The organism is Quadrisphaera sp. RL12-1S (assembly GCF_014270065.1).
GTDB lineage: Bacteria > Actinomycetota > Actinomycetes > Actinomycetales > Quadrisphaeraceae > Quadrisphaera.
In genome coordinates this window covers 133,582-148,014 of sequence record NZ_JACNME010000004.1, presented here as the reverse complement: position 1 = coordinate 148,014, position 14,433 = coordinate 133,582, and the positions used below count along the sequence as shown (strand labels likewise).

The following is a 14,433-nucleotide window of genomic DNA, read 5'->3' as shown; positions in this document are numbered from 1 at the left end:
CGCTGCGGCGGGCCGGAGGTGCTGGTGGCGGACCTGGTGGGGAAGGATGCCCGCATGGACGCGCGCGGTGGAGGGCCCGGCCCCGGGGGCCAGGCGGCGGCTCCCCCGGCCTTCGCCGCGGCGGTGCAGCAGGTGCGGGCCACCGCGCTGCGCCCCGAGATCGTGGTGGAGGAGGGCCCCGGGCCGCGGTCGATGGCGCCGCACTCGCTGGCGCTGTCCGCCGACGTGCTCGACGAGTCCGGGGACGAGGTGGCCGAGGGCCGCTTCGTGCTCCTGCACGACCCGGCCGGCCAGGAGGGGTGGGACGGCCCGTGGCGGGTGGTGGTGCTGGCGCGCTGCTCCCCCGCCACCGAGGACGCCGACGACCCGCTGCTGGCCGACGTGGCGTGGAGCTGGCTGGTGGAGGCCCTGGAGGACCACGGCCTGCCCGTGCGCACGCTGGGCGGGACGGTCACCACCTCGACGTCGCGCTCCTACGGCCAGCTGGCGGCGCGGCCCGTGGACGGCGAGCTGGAGGTGCGCGCGTCGTTCAGCCCGCGCCCGGCCGAGGTGCCCGAGGCCGTCGGGGACGCCGTGCTGGCGTGGGCGCAGCTGCTCGGCGCGGCCGCGGGCCTGCCCCCGCTGCCCGACGGCGTGGTGCGCCTCCCCCGCCGCTGACCGCGTCCCCCTGCGCCGTCCGCCGGAAGGGTGGACAACTCCTGCTCCGAACGTGTCAAGGCACCCCCTCGGACGCCCGATACCCCCTGCAGGACGCACCCGGCCGGGTGCATGAGCAGGAGGTCAGGGATGACGACCATGGCGGAGAGCGCACTCGCTCGGGCCCCGCGCGCGGGTGCCGTGGCGCGTGGACGCCGCACCACCGCGCTCGTGGCGGTGCAGGACCTCGCCGCGCGCGAGGTGGCGGTGCGGGTGCTGCGCGCCCTCGGCGCCAGCGACGTGGTCGCGGCCAGCTCGGTCACCGAGGCGCGCCGCGCCGCGGTGCACCACCAGGGCGACCTGTGCGTCATCGAGGCGGGCCTGCAGGACGGCGCCGGCGTGGCGCTGGCCCGCGACCTGCGCGCCGCGGGCTGGACCCGCGCCGTGGTGGTCTCCACCTCCGAGGACCCGTGGACGGTGCGCTCCGCGCTGTCCTCGGGGGTGCGCTGCTTCCTGTCCACCGCCGCGCGCGGCACCGAGGCGCCCTTGGTGCCGACCTCTCCGGACGGGCTGTCCACCCTGTCTGCCCGCGAGGTCGAGGTGCTGCAGCTGGTGGCCGACGGCCGCTCCAACCGCGAGGTCGGCGAGGAGCTGGGCCTGTCCGCGCTCACGGTGAAGAGCCACCTGGCGCGCATCGCCCGCAAGCTCGGCACCGGCGACCGCGCCGAGATGGTCCTCATCACGCTGCGTGCGGGCGTCATCTCCTGACGTCAGCGCTGTCGGCGCTGCGGTGCAGAATGGGCGGCTGACATGAGCAGATCGCCCAGCAGCACCCCATCCGGACACGGCACGGCCCCGGAGACCCCTGAGGTCCCCGGGGCCGTCGCCGCGCCCGAAGCCCCCGAGCTGCCGCTGCTGGCCGCCCCCGCGGACGGGCTGCCGCCGCTGACGGACACCCCCGAGGCCCTGGCCGCCGCGGTGGACGCCCTGGCCGCGGGCACCGGGCCGGTGGCCGTGGACGCCGAGCGCGCCTCGGGCTACCGCTACGGGCAGGACGCCCAGCTGGTGCAGCTGCGCCGCGCGGGCGCCGGCACGGTGCTGGTGGACCCCCGCGCCCTGCCCGACCTGTCCGCCGTGGGCGAGGCCCTCGGGAGCGCCGAGTGGGTGCTCCACGCGGCCAACCAGGACCTGGCCTGCCTGGCGGGCGTGGGGCTGCGCCCCGGCGGTGAGCTGTTCGACACCGAGCTGGGCGGGCGCCTGGCCGGGTACCAGCGCGTCGGCCTGGGCGCCGTGGTCGAGCGGCTGCTGGGCGTCCGCCTGGCCAAGGAGCACTCCGCGGTCGACTGGTCCGCCCGCCCCCTGCCCGAGCCGTGGCTGCTGTACGCCGCGCTCGACGTGGAGCTGCTGGTGGACCTCCGCGACGCGCTCGCCGCCGACCTCGCCGCCCAGGGCAAGCTCGAGTGGGCCCGCCAGGAGTTCGCCGCCGTGCGCGACGCCCCGCCGGCGCCTCCCCGCACCGACCCGTGGCGGCGGACCTCCGGGCTGCACGCCGTGCGCCAGCGCCGCCAGCTGGCGGCCGTGCGCGAGCTGTGGCTCTCCCGTGACGAGCTGGCCCGCAAGCGCGACACCGCGCCGGGGCGGGTCCTGCCCGACCGGGCGGTGGTGGCCGCCGCCCAGGCGATGCCCACCTCCACGCGCGAGCTGGCGGCGCTGCCCGTCTTCTCCGGGCCGGCCAACCGCCGCCTGGGCGCCCGCTGGCTGGAGGCCATCGACCGCGCCCGCGCGCTCCCCGAGTCCCAGCTGCCCCCGCACTCCCTGCCCACCGACGGCCCGCCGCCGCCCCGGGCCTGGAAGGACCGGGACCCGGAGGCCGCCGAGCGCCTCACCCGCGCCCGCGCCGCGCTGACGGAGCTGTCCGAGGAGGTGGACGTGCCGCTGGAGAACCTCCTGTCCCCTGACGCGGTGCGCCGCCTGTGCTGGGAGCCCCCGGCCGACGCCGGCACCGAGGGCGTCAGCGCCTGGCTGGCCACCGCCGGCGCACGCCCCTGGCAGCGGGAGCTCACGGCGGAGCTGCTGGCCCGCGCCCTCGCCGGCTGATCCCGCGGTCCGCCGACGGGGGCGCCTGTGACGAGGCGCACGGCGGCGTCGCAGATCCTTTACCTGCTCTTGACCGACACCACGATCGGCATGAGGTTAGGCTCGCCTCACACGGCGCCGACCACGGCGTCGCGCCCGGCGAGCTCGAAGGACCCGGTGTGATCGCCAACTTCCTGATCGGCCTCCGCGAGGGGCTCGAGGCCACGATCATGGTCTCCATCCTCGTGGCGTTCCTGGTGAAGACCGGCCGTCGCGACCGCCTCGGCGCGGTGCGCTGGGGCGTGGCCGTGGCCGTCGCCCTGCCGGTCGCGATCGCCGTGGCACTGGCCGTGGCCGCCAAGGCCCTCACCTTCGAGGCGCAGGAGCTGCTCGGCGGAACCCTGTCGATCGTCGCTGTCGCCTTCGTCACGTGGATGGTCTTCTGGATGCGTCGGGCCGGGCGCTCCCTGGCCTCCCACCTCACGGACAAGATGCGCGCGGCCGTCGGCGTCAGCGCCTTCGCCGTGGGGCTGACCGCGTTCCTCGCCGTCGGGCGCGAGGGCCTGGAGACGGTCTTCTTCGTCTACGCCGCCGGCCAGGCCACCGGTCAGACGTGGCAGCCGCTGGTCGGCGCGGTGCTCGGCCTCGCCGTCGCCGTGGTCCTGGGCTGGGCGCTGTACCGCCAGACCGTGAAGCTCGACCTGCGCCGGTTCTTCACCTGGACCGGCGCGGCGCTCGTCGTCGTGGCCGGCGGGGTGCTCGCCTACGGCGTCCACGACCTGCAGGAGGCCGGCGTCCTGCCCGGCCTGCACAGCCTCGCCTTCGACGTCAGCGCCCAGGTGCCGCCGTCGAGCTGGTACGGCGAGTTGCTCAAGGGCGTCCTCAACTTCTCCCCGGCCACCACGTGGGCGCAGGCGATCGCGTGGACCGCGTACGTGGTGCCCGTCCTCGCTCTGTACCTGCGTCCCCAGCGCCGCCCGGCGGCGCCCGCGGCCTCCTCCTCGGAGGCGCCGCGGCTGCGCGCCGTCCGCTCGGACGCCCACGCCGCCTGACCACCCCGCTCGCCGACCGCGACCACGGCCGGCCGGCCGGCCACCCGAACACCTGGAGCTCCCGTGCCCTCGCGCGCCCGCGCCCTCGTCGTCCTGCCCCTGGCCTCCCTCGCCGCGCTGTCCCTGAGCTCGTGCGGGGCCCTCGTGGACGCGCCCTCGTCGTCGTCGTCGGCGGCCGCCTCCGCGGGTGCCTCCGACGCAGCCGCGGCGTCGGTGGCCATCAACGCCTCCGACAGCGCCTGCCAGGTGGCGAAGACCGACCTGCCCGGCGGTGTCACCACGTTCTCCATCACCAACACGGGCAGCCAGGTGACGGAGGTCTACGTCTACGACGGCGACCGCATCGTCACCGAGAAGGAGAACATCGGGCCCGGCACCAGCTACGACCTCACCGTGGACCTCACGGAGGGGAAGTACCAGGTGGCGTGCAAGCCCGGCATGGTCGGCGACGGCATCCGGCAAGCCATCGCCGTGACCGGCGGCACCTCCCAGCTCACCGCCGCCGAGCAGACCGCCGTCGACGCCTACCGCTCCTACGTGCAGCAGCAGGCCGACGCGACCGTGCCCCTGGTGCAGCAGCTGCGCGACGCCATCGCCTCCGGCGACCGCGCGAAGGCGCAGTCGCTGTACGCGCCCTCGCGCGTCGGGTGGGAGTCGGTGGAGCCGGTGGCGGAGAGCTTCGGCGACCTCGACCCGCGCATGGACGTCCGCGAGGCCGACCTCGAGGCGGGCCAGCAGTTCACCGGCTGGCACCGCCTGGAGAAGGCGCTCTGGACCGGCGAGGACCTCGCGACCGTCGTCCCCGTGGCCGACCAGCTGCTGGCCGACGTCAAGGAGCTGTCCCAGCGGGTGCCGAACGCGGCCATCACGCCCACCTCCATCGGCAACGGCGCCAAGGAGCTGCTCGACGAGGTGGCCACCGGCAAGATCACCGGCGAGGAGGAGGCGTTCAGCCACACCGACCTCGTCGACTTCAAGGGCAACGTCGACGGCGCCCAGAAGGCCTTCGAGGTGCTCACGCCGGTGGTGCAGGCCAACGACCCGAAGCTCGTCACGGAGCTGACCACGCAGTTCGCCGCGGTGCAGGCGGCGCTGGCGCCCTACGCCGACGCGGAGGTCCCGGGCGGGTACGTCTCCTACGACACCGTGACGGCCGACCAGCGCCGCGAGCTGGCCCGGGTGGTCGACGCCCTCTCCGAGCCGCTGTCGCAGCTGGGTGCCGCGGCCGCGGGCCAGGCCTGATGGCCGCCGTCTCGCGCCGCGGCCTGCTCGCCGCCCTCGGGTCGGGCGCCGTCGGTGCCGGGCTCGTGGGCGCGGGCGTGGTGGCGGCCGAGGCGTCCGGGCGCGCGTCGTCCTCGGGGCCGTCCGGCGGTGCCGAGGCGTCGGCGGTGGTGCCGTTCCACGGCGAGCACCAGGCCGGCATCGCCACGGACGTGCAGGCCAACCTGCACTTCGCCGCCTTCGACGTCACCGCCACCTCCCGCGACGAGCTGGTCTCGCTCCTGCAGGACTGGACCACCGCCGCGGTGGCGCTGACCGCCGGCAAGGAGGTCGGCGAGGGCGGAGCGACCGGTGGGAAGCCGCTGGCCCCGCCGTCGGACACCGGTGAGGCCGTGGACCTGCACGCCAACCGGCTCACCCTGACCGTGGGCGCCGGGCCGTCGCTGTTCGACGGCAGGTTCGGGCTGGCGGGTGCGCGTCCGGCCGCGCTGGTGGACCTGCCCGCGTTCCCCGCCGACGCGCTGGTGCCGGAGCGCTCCGACGGTGATCTGTGCGTGCAGGCCTGCGCCGACGACCCGCAGGTGGCCGTGCACGCCATCCGCACGCTCACCCGCATCGCCGCCGGGCGCGCCGCCGTCCGGTGGGCGCAGCTCGGGTACGGACGGGCCGCGACGGTCGACCCGAGCGCCCCGACGCCGCGCAACCTCTTCGGCTTCAAGGACGGCACCGCCAACCCGCCCGCCTCGGACGCGAAGACGCTCGACGAGCAGGTGTGGGTGCAGCCCGGCGACGAGACCGGCGCTGCCGCCTGGGTGGCAGGTGGCTCCTACCTCGTGGCGCGGCGGATCCGGATGCACATCGAGACCTGGGACCGCACGTCGCTGACCGAGCAGGAGCAGGTCATCGGCCGCACCAAGGCCGCCGGCGCCCCGCTCGGGCACGCCGGCGAGCACGACGCCTTCGACGCGCGGACCCTCCCGGCGTCCTCCCACGTGCGGCTGGCGCACCCGTCCATGAACGGCGGCGCGCAGATGCTGCGCCGCGGCTACAACTTCACCGACGGCACCGACGGGCTCGGCCACCTCGACGCGGGGCTGTTCTTCCTGGCCTACCAGCGGGACGTGCGCAAGGCGTTCATCCCGATCCAGACGGCGCTGGCCCGCCAGGACGCGCTCTCGGAGTACCTGGAGCACACGGCGTCCGGCGTCTGGGCCGTCTTCCCCGGGGTGCCGCAGGGCGGCTACCTCGGCCAGCAGCTCCTCGGCGCCTGACCCACCCACCCCTCCTCGACGATCAAGCGCCTACGCGCCACATCCGCCGGTCAGTGGGGAGCCTGGAGCCCGGTGGGCAGGCTGAGGTCCGTTCCAGCGCCCGGACCCGGGCCTCACGCTGCCCACCGGCCCTGGGCCTCCCCACTCACCCGCGACGATCATGCATGTGAGCGCCACTTCCTGGGTCGTGGAGAGGGATGTGACGCGGACCTTCGTGATCGTGGTGGCGGGGAGGGGTCGGCGACGACGACGGCGAGCGCTGCCAGCGACGCGCCGCGGTGCGCCCGGCGAGCTCTTGGCGTGCGCCGACTGCTGCACCGACGCTCACTCGGCGGAGGCGCCGCCCCAGCCGTGCCAGCGGTCCAGCTCCACCCAGACGAGGACGCGGGGGCTCGTGCGGTTCGGGTAGTCGCTCCCGGTGTAGTGGCGGCTGATCCTGTCGATGCCGGCCAGGCACTCGTCGTCGCGCACCTCCACCACGCGGCCCTGCACGCTGACGTGGGTGTACCAGTCGCCCTCGGCCAGCGCCGTGAGCGAGACGCGGCCGTCGTCGGTGAGGTGCTTGAGGCGGGCGCGGCTGGCGTCGAGGCCGAGCAGGAGGCGGCCGTCGTCGTCGAGCAGGTACCAGGTGGCCACGGTGACCGGGCGGCCGTCCTTCGCCACGGTCGCCATCACTGCCGGGTTGGGCTTGCGGAACAGCTCGAGGACGTCGGCGGGCATGGGCTTCTCGGAGATCTTCGGCACGCCTCCACCCTGCCTCGCCCGGAGCCTCCTCGCAGTGTCAGCGGTAGGCGGGGGCCAGCGCCAGGGGCCGCTCACCCCACGCGCTGACCGCCGCCGCGTGCAGCCGCTCGCACCAGTCCGCGAGTGCCGGCCACGCGCCTCCCTCGGCGGCACGCCCTGCGGCCACCCGGCTGCGGTGCTGCAGCAGCGCCCGCCGGCGCGGCACGAGGTGGTCGCGCGCCGGGTCGGGGGTGCCGTGGTCGCCGTCGAGGGCGCTGGGGAGGAACCACGCGGCGGTGACTGCGGTCCAGGCGACGACGGCGGCGTCGACGTCGGCGGCCAGGTCGGCCGCGCTGCACGACGCCGGGACGGCGGGGGCCACGGCCTCCCGCCACGCGGCGAGCGCCGCCTCGACCGCGGGCTCCGGCAGCCGCCAGCTGCACCAGCACGACGGCCAGGGCAGCGCGAGGTAGGCGGCCTCCCACGCGACGTGCCGGTGCGCGGCCCCTTCGAAGTCCAGCAGGCGGACGCCGTCGGGCGCCCCCTCGCCCCGCCCCACGAGCAGGGCGTTGTCGGGGCAGGTGTCGCCGGGCACCAGGCCGCGCGGCGCGCCGTCGCGCTCGAGGTGGTCGACCAGCGCGGTGAGCTCGTCCGCCGCGGCGTCGTCGAGCGCTGCGCTCTCGCCCAGGCGCGGCAGCTCGCGCCGCAGGACGGCGACAGCGTCGGTGACCCCGTCACGCACCCCCTGCGCGTCAGGGGCGCCGAGCGGCGAGGCCTGCGCGAGCGCGGACTCGAAGGCGGGTCGCGCGCCCGCGGTGGCGGCCTGCAGCCTCCCCACTGCCGAGCCCCACGCCACGAGGGCGTCGGTGGCGGCCGCGGGGTCGGCGCCGAGCAGCCTGTCCGCCAGGGTCGGCGCGGCCCCGAGGTCGTCCAGGACGAGCACCAGCGGGTCGTCCCCCACGCCCAGCAGCGGCACGACGCCCGGGGCGCTGGTCCCGGCCGCCACCCGGAGCGCCGCCTCCTCGCGGGCGGCGGCCTCCGGGTCGGTCAGCGGCAGCTTGAGGACGACGGGACGCCCGTCCGCGGTGGCGCGGAGCACGAGGGAGCGCTGCGAGCCCCCCAGCTCCTCGCCCAGCACCACGCCGCCCGCCAGCCCGAGCGCCCGGGCCGCGGACCTCGCGAGGCGTTCGCGGTCGACGTCGGGGCGGCCGGGCGGATGCGTCACGCCCCGATCCTGGCTCTCCGTGCGCCGCAGCGTCAGGTCCGGGTGCCACGTCAGGACCCGGAGGCCGGGTCCGGCCTCGAGGGTCTCACCGTGGCCCCGGGCATGGCGCTGCGGTCTCCCACCAGCCCCTCGTAGAACGCCTCGTGGGCGGCGGCGGCCCTCTCCCAGCCGTACCCGGCGGCGACCGCTCGGCCCAGTCCCGCGCTCGGGGCGCGTCCGTCCAGGGCAGCGGCCAGGGCGTCGGCGAGGTCCGGCACGCCACCGGCGAAGAGCGCCGCCTCCCCGAGCACCTCGCGCAGCACCGGCAGGCCGCGGGCCACCACCGGCACGCCCGCGGCGAGGGCCTCGAGCGGCGCCATCCCGAACCCCTCCTTCGTGGAGGGGAAGGCCACGGCGTCCGCGGCGGCCACGAGGGACGGCAGCGCGTCGTCGTCGACAGGTCCCAGCACCACCGGCGCCGCGCCCAGCTCGCGGGCCAGCTCGGCGGAGCGCGCGTCGAACGCCTCCCGGTACGGGCGGTGGTCGAAGAGGGTCTCCCCGCCGGCGAGCACCAGCGCGACGTCGCGCAGGTCGAGGCGGTGGCGGCGCAGCAGCGCCCACGCCTCCAGCAGGTCGAGGCTGCCCTTGCGCGGCTCGACGCCGCCCACCGCGAGCACGTACCGGCCCAGCCGGGACCGCCAGGCCCGGCGGGAAGCGCTCGCCGCGGCGTCGTCGCGGCGCGCGGCGGCGGCGAACCGGCCGGCGTCGACGGCACCCGGGATCACCGCCGCCTCCAGCCCGTAGCCGGCCCGCACCTCGGCCGCCACCGCCGCGGAGACGCAGACGAGGGCGTCAGGCTCGCGGACGGCGGCGTCGTGGCAGGCCACGAGCTGCGGGGTGGTGAAGGCGTCGAGGTGGTGGACGGTGCGGACCAGCGGCACGCCCGCGGCGCGCACGGGGGCGAGCGCCGCGTTGGCGGAGATGCAGTCCTGGGCGTGGACGACGTCCGGCAGGGGCGGCCCGGGGGCCAGCAGGTGCTCCGCGAGCGCCCCGCCGAGCACGTCGATGGACCGCACGATGCGCGCGCCGACGTCCTCACCGTCCACCGGGGCGAAGCGCACCGCCTCGACGCGCACGGCGGCGTCGACGGGCCGGAAGAAGGTCGTGTCGCCGCCGCGTCCGAGCGTCCAGACGGTGACGTCGTGGCCGCGGGCGGCGAGCGCCTCGGCCAGCCCGAGCGTGTGGACCACCCCGCCCCGCGGCTTGGTGGAGTACGTGGCGAGCCAGACCCTCACCGGTCGCCTCCCCCCTCGTCGTCGTCGGGGGCGTCGGGGAAGGGGCGGTCGCAGTCGTAGGCGGACAGCACCCTGTCGCGCAGGTGGTGGACCCGTCGCCGCGCCCGCGCGACCCCGTCGGCCACCCGCGCCGGCGCCACCGCCATGCCGCCCTGCGTCCAGGTGCGCGCCACCACCTCCCCCGCCGGGTCGACCACCTTGGCCTGGCCGAGGAAGCGCAGGCCGCCCTGCACGCCGGTCTGGTTGGAGGAGACCAGCCAGACCTGGTTCTCCGCGGCGCGGGCGGCGTCGTAGAGGTCGAACAGGCGGGCCTGGCGGTCCAGGCGGATCCGGTCTGCGCGCTCGGTGGCGCTCGCCGGCCACGCCGACAGGCACGCCAGCACCTGCGCCCCGTCGAGCGCCAGCGTGCGGGCGCTCTCGGGGAAGGTCTTGTCGAAGTCGACGAGCATCCCCAGCCGGCCCACCGGGGTGTCGAACGCGCAGAAGCGGTCACCGGCGCGGTACGCGCGCGACTCCCCCAGCGGCAGGTGCACCTTGCGGTGCACCCCGAGCACGCGGCCGCGGTGCACGCAGACGGCGGTGTTGTGGCGGGCGGCCCGTCCCGGCTCGTCGCTCGCGGCGCGCTCGCTGATGCCGAAGCACACGACGAGGTCGCCGGCGAGCTCCGCCACCCGCGCCACCTCCGGCCCGTCGAGGTCGACGGCGGGCGGCAGGGCGCCCTCCCCTTCGAGGGCGGGGTCCACGAGGTCGTCGACGTAGCCGCCGATCGTCGCGTCCGGCAGCACCAGCAGGTGCGCGCCGGCCGAGCGGGCCGCACCGACCACGCCTTCGAGCTTGAGCAGGGTCCTCCCGACGTCGCGACCGAAGTGCCCCGCGACCGCGGCGAGCACCACCTCGTCGGCCACCCCCGCGCCGTCCCTCACGCGGCGCGGCTGGGCGCCGCGCGCCGCACCACCTGCTCGGCGAGGTGTTCGGCGTCGCGCGCCACGCCCGCGAAGCGCCCCGACCCCCACGTGTGCAGCCAGGGCAGCCCGAGGAAGTGCAGCCCCGGCACGGCGGTGGTGCCGCGGCGGTGGGTGGGCGCCCCGGTGCCGTCGAAGACCCCGACCTGCACCCACCGGAAGTCGGCGCGGAACCCGACCGCCCAGACGACGGCGGAGACGCCCGCGGCGCGCAGGTCGAGGTCGACGTCCTCGTCCTGCGGCGACGGTGGGCGCCACACCGGGACGTACCTCGGCTCCGCCGGCGCGTCGATGCCCTGCCGGGCGATGTACCTGTCGATGTCGTCCTTGATGGACTCGGCGACGGCGTCGGCGGCGTCCAGCGAGGCCGCCGTCGTGCGGGTGAAGCGCAGCGAGGCACCTCGCACCCGCTCCAGCCGCCCGTGCAGGTGCATCCCTTCGCGAGCGAAGGCCCGCAGGTCGATGTCGCGCCCGCCGTCACGGCCCGTGACGTAGTGGTTGGTCGACTCGCGCTTCGACAGCCCGCCGGCGTGCGCCTCGATCCCGACGTCGTAGACGCCCATGTCGTGCAGCCACGCCACGCAGTCGCGGCCGCGGTAGCGCCGCGCCACCCGGGGCGCGCTCCCCAGCGCCAGGTGCACGTCGCGGCCGGCCAGGTGCAGGTCCTCGGCGATCTGCGCGCCGGACTGCCCCGACCCGACCACGAGCACCGCGCCGTCGGGCAGCGCCTCCGGCGACCGGTAGGCGGCCGAGTGGAGCTGGACGACGTCGTCGGGGAGGCGCTGGGAGACGGCCGGCAGCACCGGCTGGTGGTAGCCGCCGGTGGCGACGACCACCTGGTCCGCGGTCAGCTGGCCCGCGGTGGTGGCCAGGGTGAAGCCGCCCCCGGGCCGCTCGCGCAGCGCCGTCACGGCGACACCCTCGTGCAGCGGCGCGCCGAAGGTCGCGGGGTAGCGGCGCAGCCACGCCACCACCTGGTCGCGGGTCATGAAGCCGTCGGGGTCGTCGCCGTCGTAGCCGTACCCCGGCAGCTGGCACTGCCAGTTGGGGGTGACCAGCGTGAACGCGTCCCAGCGGCGGTCGGCCCAGTCGTGGCAGGCGGTGCCGCGCTCCAGGACGACGTGCTCCACGCCCGCCCGCACCAGGTGCCAGCTCATCGACAGGCCCGCCTGTCCTCCCCCGACGACGACGACGGGCAGGTGGCGCCCGTCGAGGTCCCCGCTCATGAGACGCCCCCCGGCAGCGGCGGCTCGATGGACAGCACCCGCACGACGCCGTCGGCCGAGAAGCGCGCGGCGCGCGAGCGCACGCCGGCGGCCGTGGCGGCTGCGGAGGTGCACGCCATGCCGTACCTGGCGCGGACCCGCTCGGACGCCTCGTCCATGGCCGCCCCGACCCTGGCGGCGAAGTCGGCCACCGGGTACTCCGCGCCCGGCGCGAGGTGGTCGTGGACGACGAGGCTGGGCGAGTAGCAGGCGTCGGTGCTGCCGTCGGGCCAGCGGACGCGGAACGTGGCCTCAGGCACGACCGGCCCCCTGCCGCAGGCCCGAGGCAGCTGCCCGCTCCCAGACCGGCTCGGGCAGCGGTGCGGGAATGGCCGACACCGCAGCGCCGTAGGCGTCGGGGCGCCGGTCGCGCAGGTGGTACATCCCGCCGCGCGCGGCGGTCAGGCCGCCGTCGAGGTCGATGGTGGCCACCGCCGTCCCGGGACCGGTCCCCGTGTGGGCCAGCACCGCGCCGCCGGGGTCGACCACCTTAGCCGACCCGACGTAGCGCAGGGAGCCGAAGGTGCCTGCCTGGTTGGAGGCCACCCAGAACAGCTGGTTGTCGAGCGCCCTGGCCCTGTCGAGCAGGTCGAACCGGTGGGTCCAGCGGTCGTCGGCGAGCACGGCTGCGGCCCCGGTGCGCGAGGCCGGCCAGGCCGACATGCTCACGACCAGCTGGGCCCCGTCCAGCGCGAGCGCGCGGGCCGCCTCGGGGAAGGCCTTGTCGTAGCAGATCTGCATCCCGATCCGTCCGACCGGCGTCTCGACGGCGCCGAAGCCACTGCCCGCGGCGTAGGAGAGATGCTCTCCGAGGGGCTGGTGGACCTTGCGGTAGGCGCCGAGCACGGCGTCGCCGGTGAGGCAGACGGCGGTGTTGTACCGCGCTCCCCCTCCGTCGGCGCCCGGCTCGTCGGGGGCGAGCTCGCACAGGCCGACGCACAGCACGAGGTCTCCGGCGATCGCGCGCAGGCGCGCCACCTCGGGACCGTCGAGGCGCAGCGCGGGCGGCTGGGAGCGGGACGGACGGGTGGGGTCGGCGACGTCGCCGTGGGAGCCGAGGGTCGACAGGTAGCCGCCCATGGCGGCCTCGGGCAGGGCGAGCAGGCCGACGCCGCGCTCGCGCGCTTCGGCGACCAGGCTCTCGACCTGCGCGAAGCAGGCGTCGAGGTCTCGGGTGAAGCCGGCGGAGACCGCCGCGACGGTGAGCATCAGGGGTTCACCTCCAGGTGGGGGGCTGCTGGGGTGGCAGGACCGAGCCCGGTGGCGCGGCCGTCCGGGGTCGTGCCGGGGGTGGTCTCGCCGTCGGGCCAGCGCAGGAGCACGCCCGATGAGCCGGCGGAGGGGTCGGTGAGCTCGCCGCACCGCTCGAGGCGGAACCCCTCGGCCCGCAGCAGGTCGGGGACCGCGGCGGCCAGGTCGGCGGACGCGTCGTCGGTGAGCAGGAAGCCGGTGCCGGGGAAGCACGTCAGCCAGTCCCCCGGGGTAGCGCCCGCGGGCCGGGGCACGGCGGCCACGTCGAGCACCGCGCCGGTGCCGCTGGCCTCGGCGAGCATCGCCAGCGTCCCGACCACGCCGGCCATGGAGACGTCCTTGGCCGCCGCGGGCCGGACCCGCCCCACCACGGCGGTCAGCGCGCGCAGCACCTCCGGGGCGCGGGACGTGGTGGAGTCCCACTGGCGCCCGGCGTACCCGCGACGCCAGCCGCCGGCGGTGTCGACGGCGAGCCACACCGCGTGCCCGGGGTGACCTCCACCGCCCGGCACGGGCTCGCAGCCGGTCGGGACCCGGCCGAGCGCTGTCGCCGACAGCGCTGCGGGCACCCCGAGCTGCGTGTGGCCGCCGAGCAGCGGCACCCCGTACGCCTCGCACGCGGCGCGCAGCCCGGACAGCACGCGGGCGGCGAAGGAGGCGTCTCGAGCGCCGACGGAGTCGAGCAGCCCCACTGGCACAGCGCCCATCGCGGCGACGTCGTTGACGTTGACCAGCGCCGCGCACCAGCCCGCCCACTCCGGGTCGCGCTCGACCATGGACGGAACGACGGCGTCGCACGCGGCCACGAGGTCGCTGCCCGGCACGGGCGCGGAGTCGTCACCGAGGTGCGCGCCACCGGTCAGCAACCCCGCCAGCAGCCCGCCGAGCGGAGCCTTGGTGGCCTCGAGCAGGGCGGCGGTCCTGCCGATGGGCCACCGCACCAGCACGTGCGGCACCGCCTCGGCCCCGGGGACGACGACGTCGCGCACGCGCTCCCAGCCGAGCCTGCGGAACATGGGCTCGGCGGCGGCCTGCACCGTGGCGTCGAACCGCAGCGCCCCGGTCGCCTCGGCGTGCGCGCAGGCGGCCCGGACGAGTGCGGGTCCGATCCGCGAGGCGCGGGCGTCGCGCGCCACCGCGAGCCGCGAGCCGGCCCACCACCCGACGTCGACCCCACCGGTGAGGTGCTGGCCCGCGGGAGCCAGCCGCACGCCGCCGAGCACCCGACCCGGAGCACCGTCGGAGGTCACCTCGCGGGCCACGAGGACGACGGCGCGCGGGTCGTCGTCGACGTCGTCGGTCTCCGTCCGACCGGCGCCGGCCCCGAAGAGCCCCTGCTCCGCGACGAACACCTCGCGCCGCAGCGCGCGGTGGGCGGCGACGCCCGCAGCGTCAGCCACCCCGATGCACCACGACGGCGCCTGCGCGCGGGCCGGCGCGGGCACGGCGCCCAGCAGGACGCTGCCGAGGTCGGTCG

At 76.8% G+C, this 14,433-nt stretch carries 14 protein-coding genes; 6 read left to right on the top strand and 8 right to left on the bottom strand.

The features are described from left to right. Positions 1-54: 54 nt before the first annotated feature. From H7K62_RS09255 to efeB, 6 genes are all read left to right on the top strand, one after another. Entirely contained in the window at positions 55-657 is a 603-nt protein-coding gene (locus H7K62_RS09255; RefSeq protein WP_186717666.1) for a DUF3000 family protein, read from the top strand. 129 nt (positions 658-786) lie between these two features. Next, entirely contained in the window at positions 787-1,404 is a 618-nt protein-coding gene (locus H7K62_RS09250; RefSeq protein ID WP_222437324.1) for a response regulator transcription factor, read from the top strand. A 42-nt stretch (positions 1,405-1,446) separates the two neighbouring features. After that, positions 1,447-2,733 carry an HRDC domain-containing protein gene (locus tag H7K62_RS09245; protein ID WP_186717665.1) on the top strand — a complete coding sequence of 429 codons (1,287 nt, stop codon included), beginning with the start codon at positions 1,447-1,449 and terminating at the stop codon, positions 2,731-2,733. A 158-nt stretch (positions 2,734-2,891) separates the two neighbouring features. Further along, entirely contained in the window at positions 2,892-3,764 is an 873-nt protein-coding gene (gene efeU, locus H7K62_RS09240; RefSeq protein ID WP_186717664.1) for an iron uptake transporter permease EfeU, read from the top strand. A gap of 63 nt (positions 3,765-3,827) precedes the next feature. After that, positions 3,828-5,006, top strand: coding sequence for an iron uptake system protein EfeO (efeO, locus tag H7K62_RS09235; protein WP_222437323.1), 1,179 nt, complete (start codon positions 3,828-3,830; stop codon positions 5,004-5,006). Next, on the top strand, positions 5,006-6,256 hold the full coding sequence (gene efeB / locus H7K62_RS09230; RefSeq protein ID WP_186717663.1) for an iron uptake transporter deferrochelatase/peroxidase subunit: 1,251 nt from the start codon (positions 5,006-5,008) through the stop codon (positions 6,254-6,256). Before efeO ends, efeB begins: the two co-directional genes overlap by 1 nt. A gap of 324 nt (positions 6,257-6,580) precedes the next feature. Here the strand turns inward: efeB and H7K62_RS09225 are convergent, their stop codons facing one another. From H7K62_RS09225 to H7K62_RS09190, 8 genes are read right to left on the bottom strand one after another with little or no spacing between them, the layout of a single operon-like run. Then, positions 6,581-6,991, bottom strand: a complete 411-nt coding sequence (locus H7K62_RS09225) for a TIGR03618 family F420-dependent PPOX class oxidoreductase (protein WP_186717949.1) — start codon at positions 6,989-6,991, stop codon at positions 6,581-6,583. Between the two features lie 46 nt (positions 6,992-7,037). Next, positions 7,038-8,204, bottom strand: a complete 1,167-nt coding sequence (locus tag H7K62_RS09220) for a hypothetical protein (protein ID WP_186717662.1) — start codon at positions 8,202-8,204, stop codon at positions 7,038-7,040. 50 nt (positions 8,205-8,254) lie between these two features. After that, complete coding sequence (locus H7K62_RS09215; protein ID WP_186717661.1) at positions 8,255-9,478, bottom strand: MSMEG_0565 family glycosyltransferase; 1,224 nt, start codon at positions 9,476-9,478, stop codon at positions 8,255-8,257. Continuing rightward, positions 9,475-10,401 (bottom strand): carbon-nitrogen hydrolase family protein, encoded by a 927-nt coding sequence (locus tag H7K62_RS09210; protein WP_370591687.1) that lies wholly within the window; start codon positions 10,399-10,401, stop codon positions 9,475-9,477. Before H7K62_RS09210 ends, H7K62_RS09215 begins: the two co-directional genes overlap by 4 nt. Continuing rightward, on the bottom strand, positions 10,398-11,666 hold the full coding sequence (locus H7K62_RS09205) for an MSMEG_0569 family flavin-dependent oxidoreductase (RefSeq protein WP_186717660.1): 1,269 nt from the start codon (positions 11,664-11,666) through the stop codon (positions 10,398-10,400). The genes H7K62_RS09210 and H7K62_RS09205 overlap by 4 nt, the downstream gene beginning before the upstream one ends. Beyond that, entirely contained in the window at positions 11,663-11,965 is a 303-nt protein-coding gene (locus tag H7K62_RS09200; RefSeq protein ID WP_186717659.1) for an MSMEG_0570 family nitrogen starvation response protein, read from the bottom strand. The genes H7K62_RS09205 and H7K62_RS09200 overlap by 4 nt, the downstream gene beginning before the upstream one ends. Beyond that, positions 11,958-12,914, bottom strand: coding sequence for a carbon-nitrogen hydrolase family protein (locus H7K62_RS09195; protein ID WP_186717658.1), 957 nt, complete (start codon positions 12,912-12,914; stop codon positions 11,958-11,960). Before H7K62_RS09195 ends, H7K62_RS09200 begins: the two co-directional genes overlap by 8 nt. Further along, positions 12,914-14,401 carry an MSMEG_0567/sll0787 family protein gene (locus tag H7K62_RS09190; protein WP_186717947.1) on the bottom strand — a complete coding sequence of 496 codons (1,488 nt, stop codon included), beginning with the start codon at positions 14,399-14,401 and terminating at the stop codon, positions 12,914-12,916. Before H7K62_RS09190 ends, H7K62_RS09195 begins: the two co-directional genes overlap by 1 nt. Positions 14,402-14,433 lie beyond the last annotated feature (32 nt).

Excerpts from the sequence above, each read along its gene's own strand:
- H7K62_RS09255 (WP_186717666.1), top strand. The coding sequence starts at position 55 with ATGGACGCGCGCGGTGGAGGGCCCGGCCCCGGGGGCCAGGCGGCGGCT.
- H7K62_RS09250 (WP_222437324.1), top strand. The coding sequence starts at position 787 with ATGACGACCATGGCGGAGAGCGCACTCGCTCGGGCCCCGCGCGCGGGT.
- H7K62_RS09245 (WP_186717665.1), top strand. The coding sequence starts at position 1,447 with ATGAGCAGATCGCCCAGCAGCACCCCATCCGGACACGGCACGGCCCCG.
- efeB (WP_186717663.1), top strand. The coding sequence starts at position 5,006 with ATGGCCGCCGTCTCGCGCCGCGGCCTGCTCGCCGCCCTCGGGTCGGGC.
- H7K62_RS09205 (WP_186717660.1), bottom strand. The coding sequence starts at position 11,666 with ATGAGCGGGGACCTCGACGGGCGCCACCTGCCCGTCGTCGTCGTCGGG.
- H7K62_RS09195 (WP_186717658.1), bottom strand. The coding sequence starts at position 12,914 with ATGCTCACCGTCGCGGCGGTCTCCGCCGGCTTCACCCGAGACCTCGAC.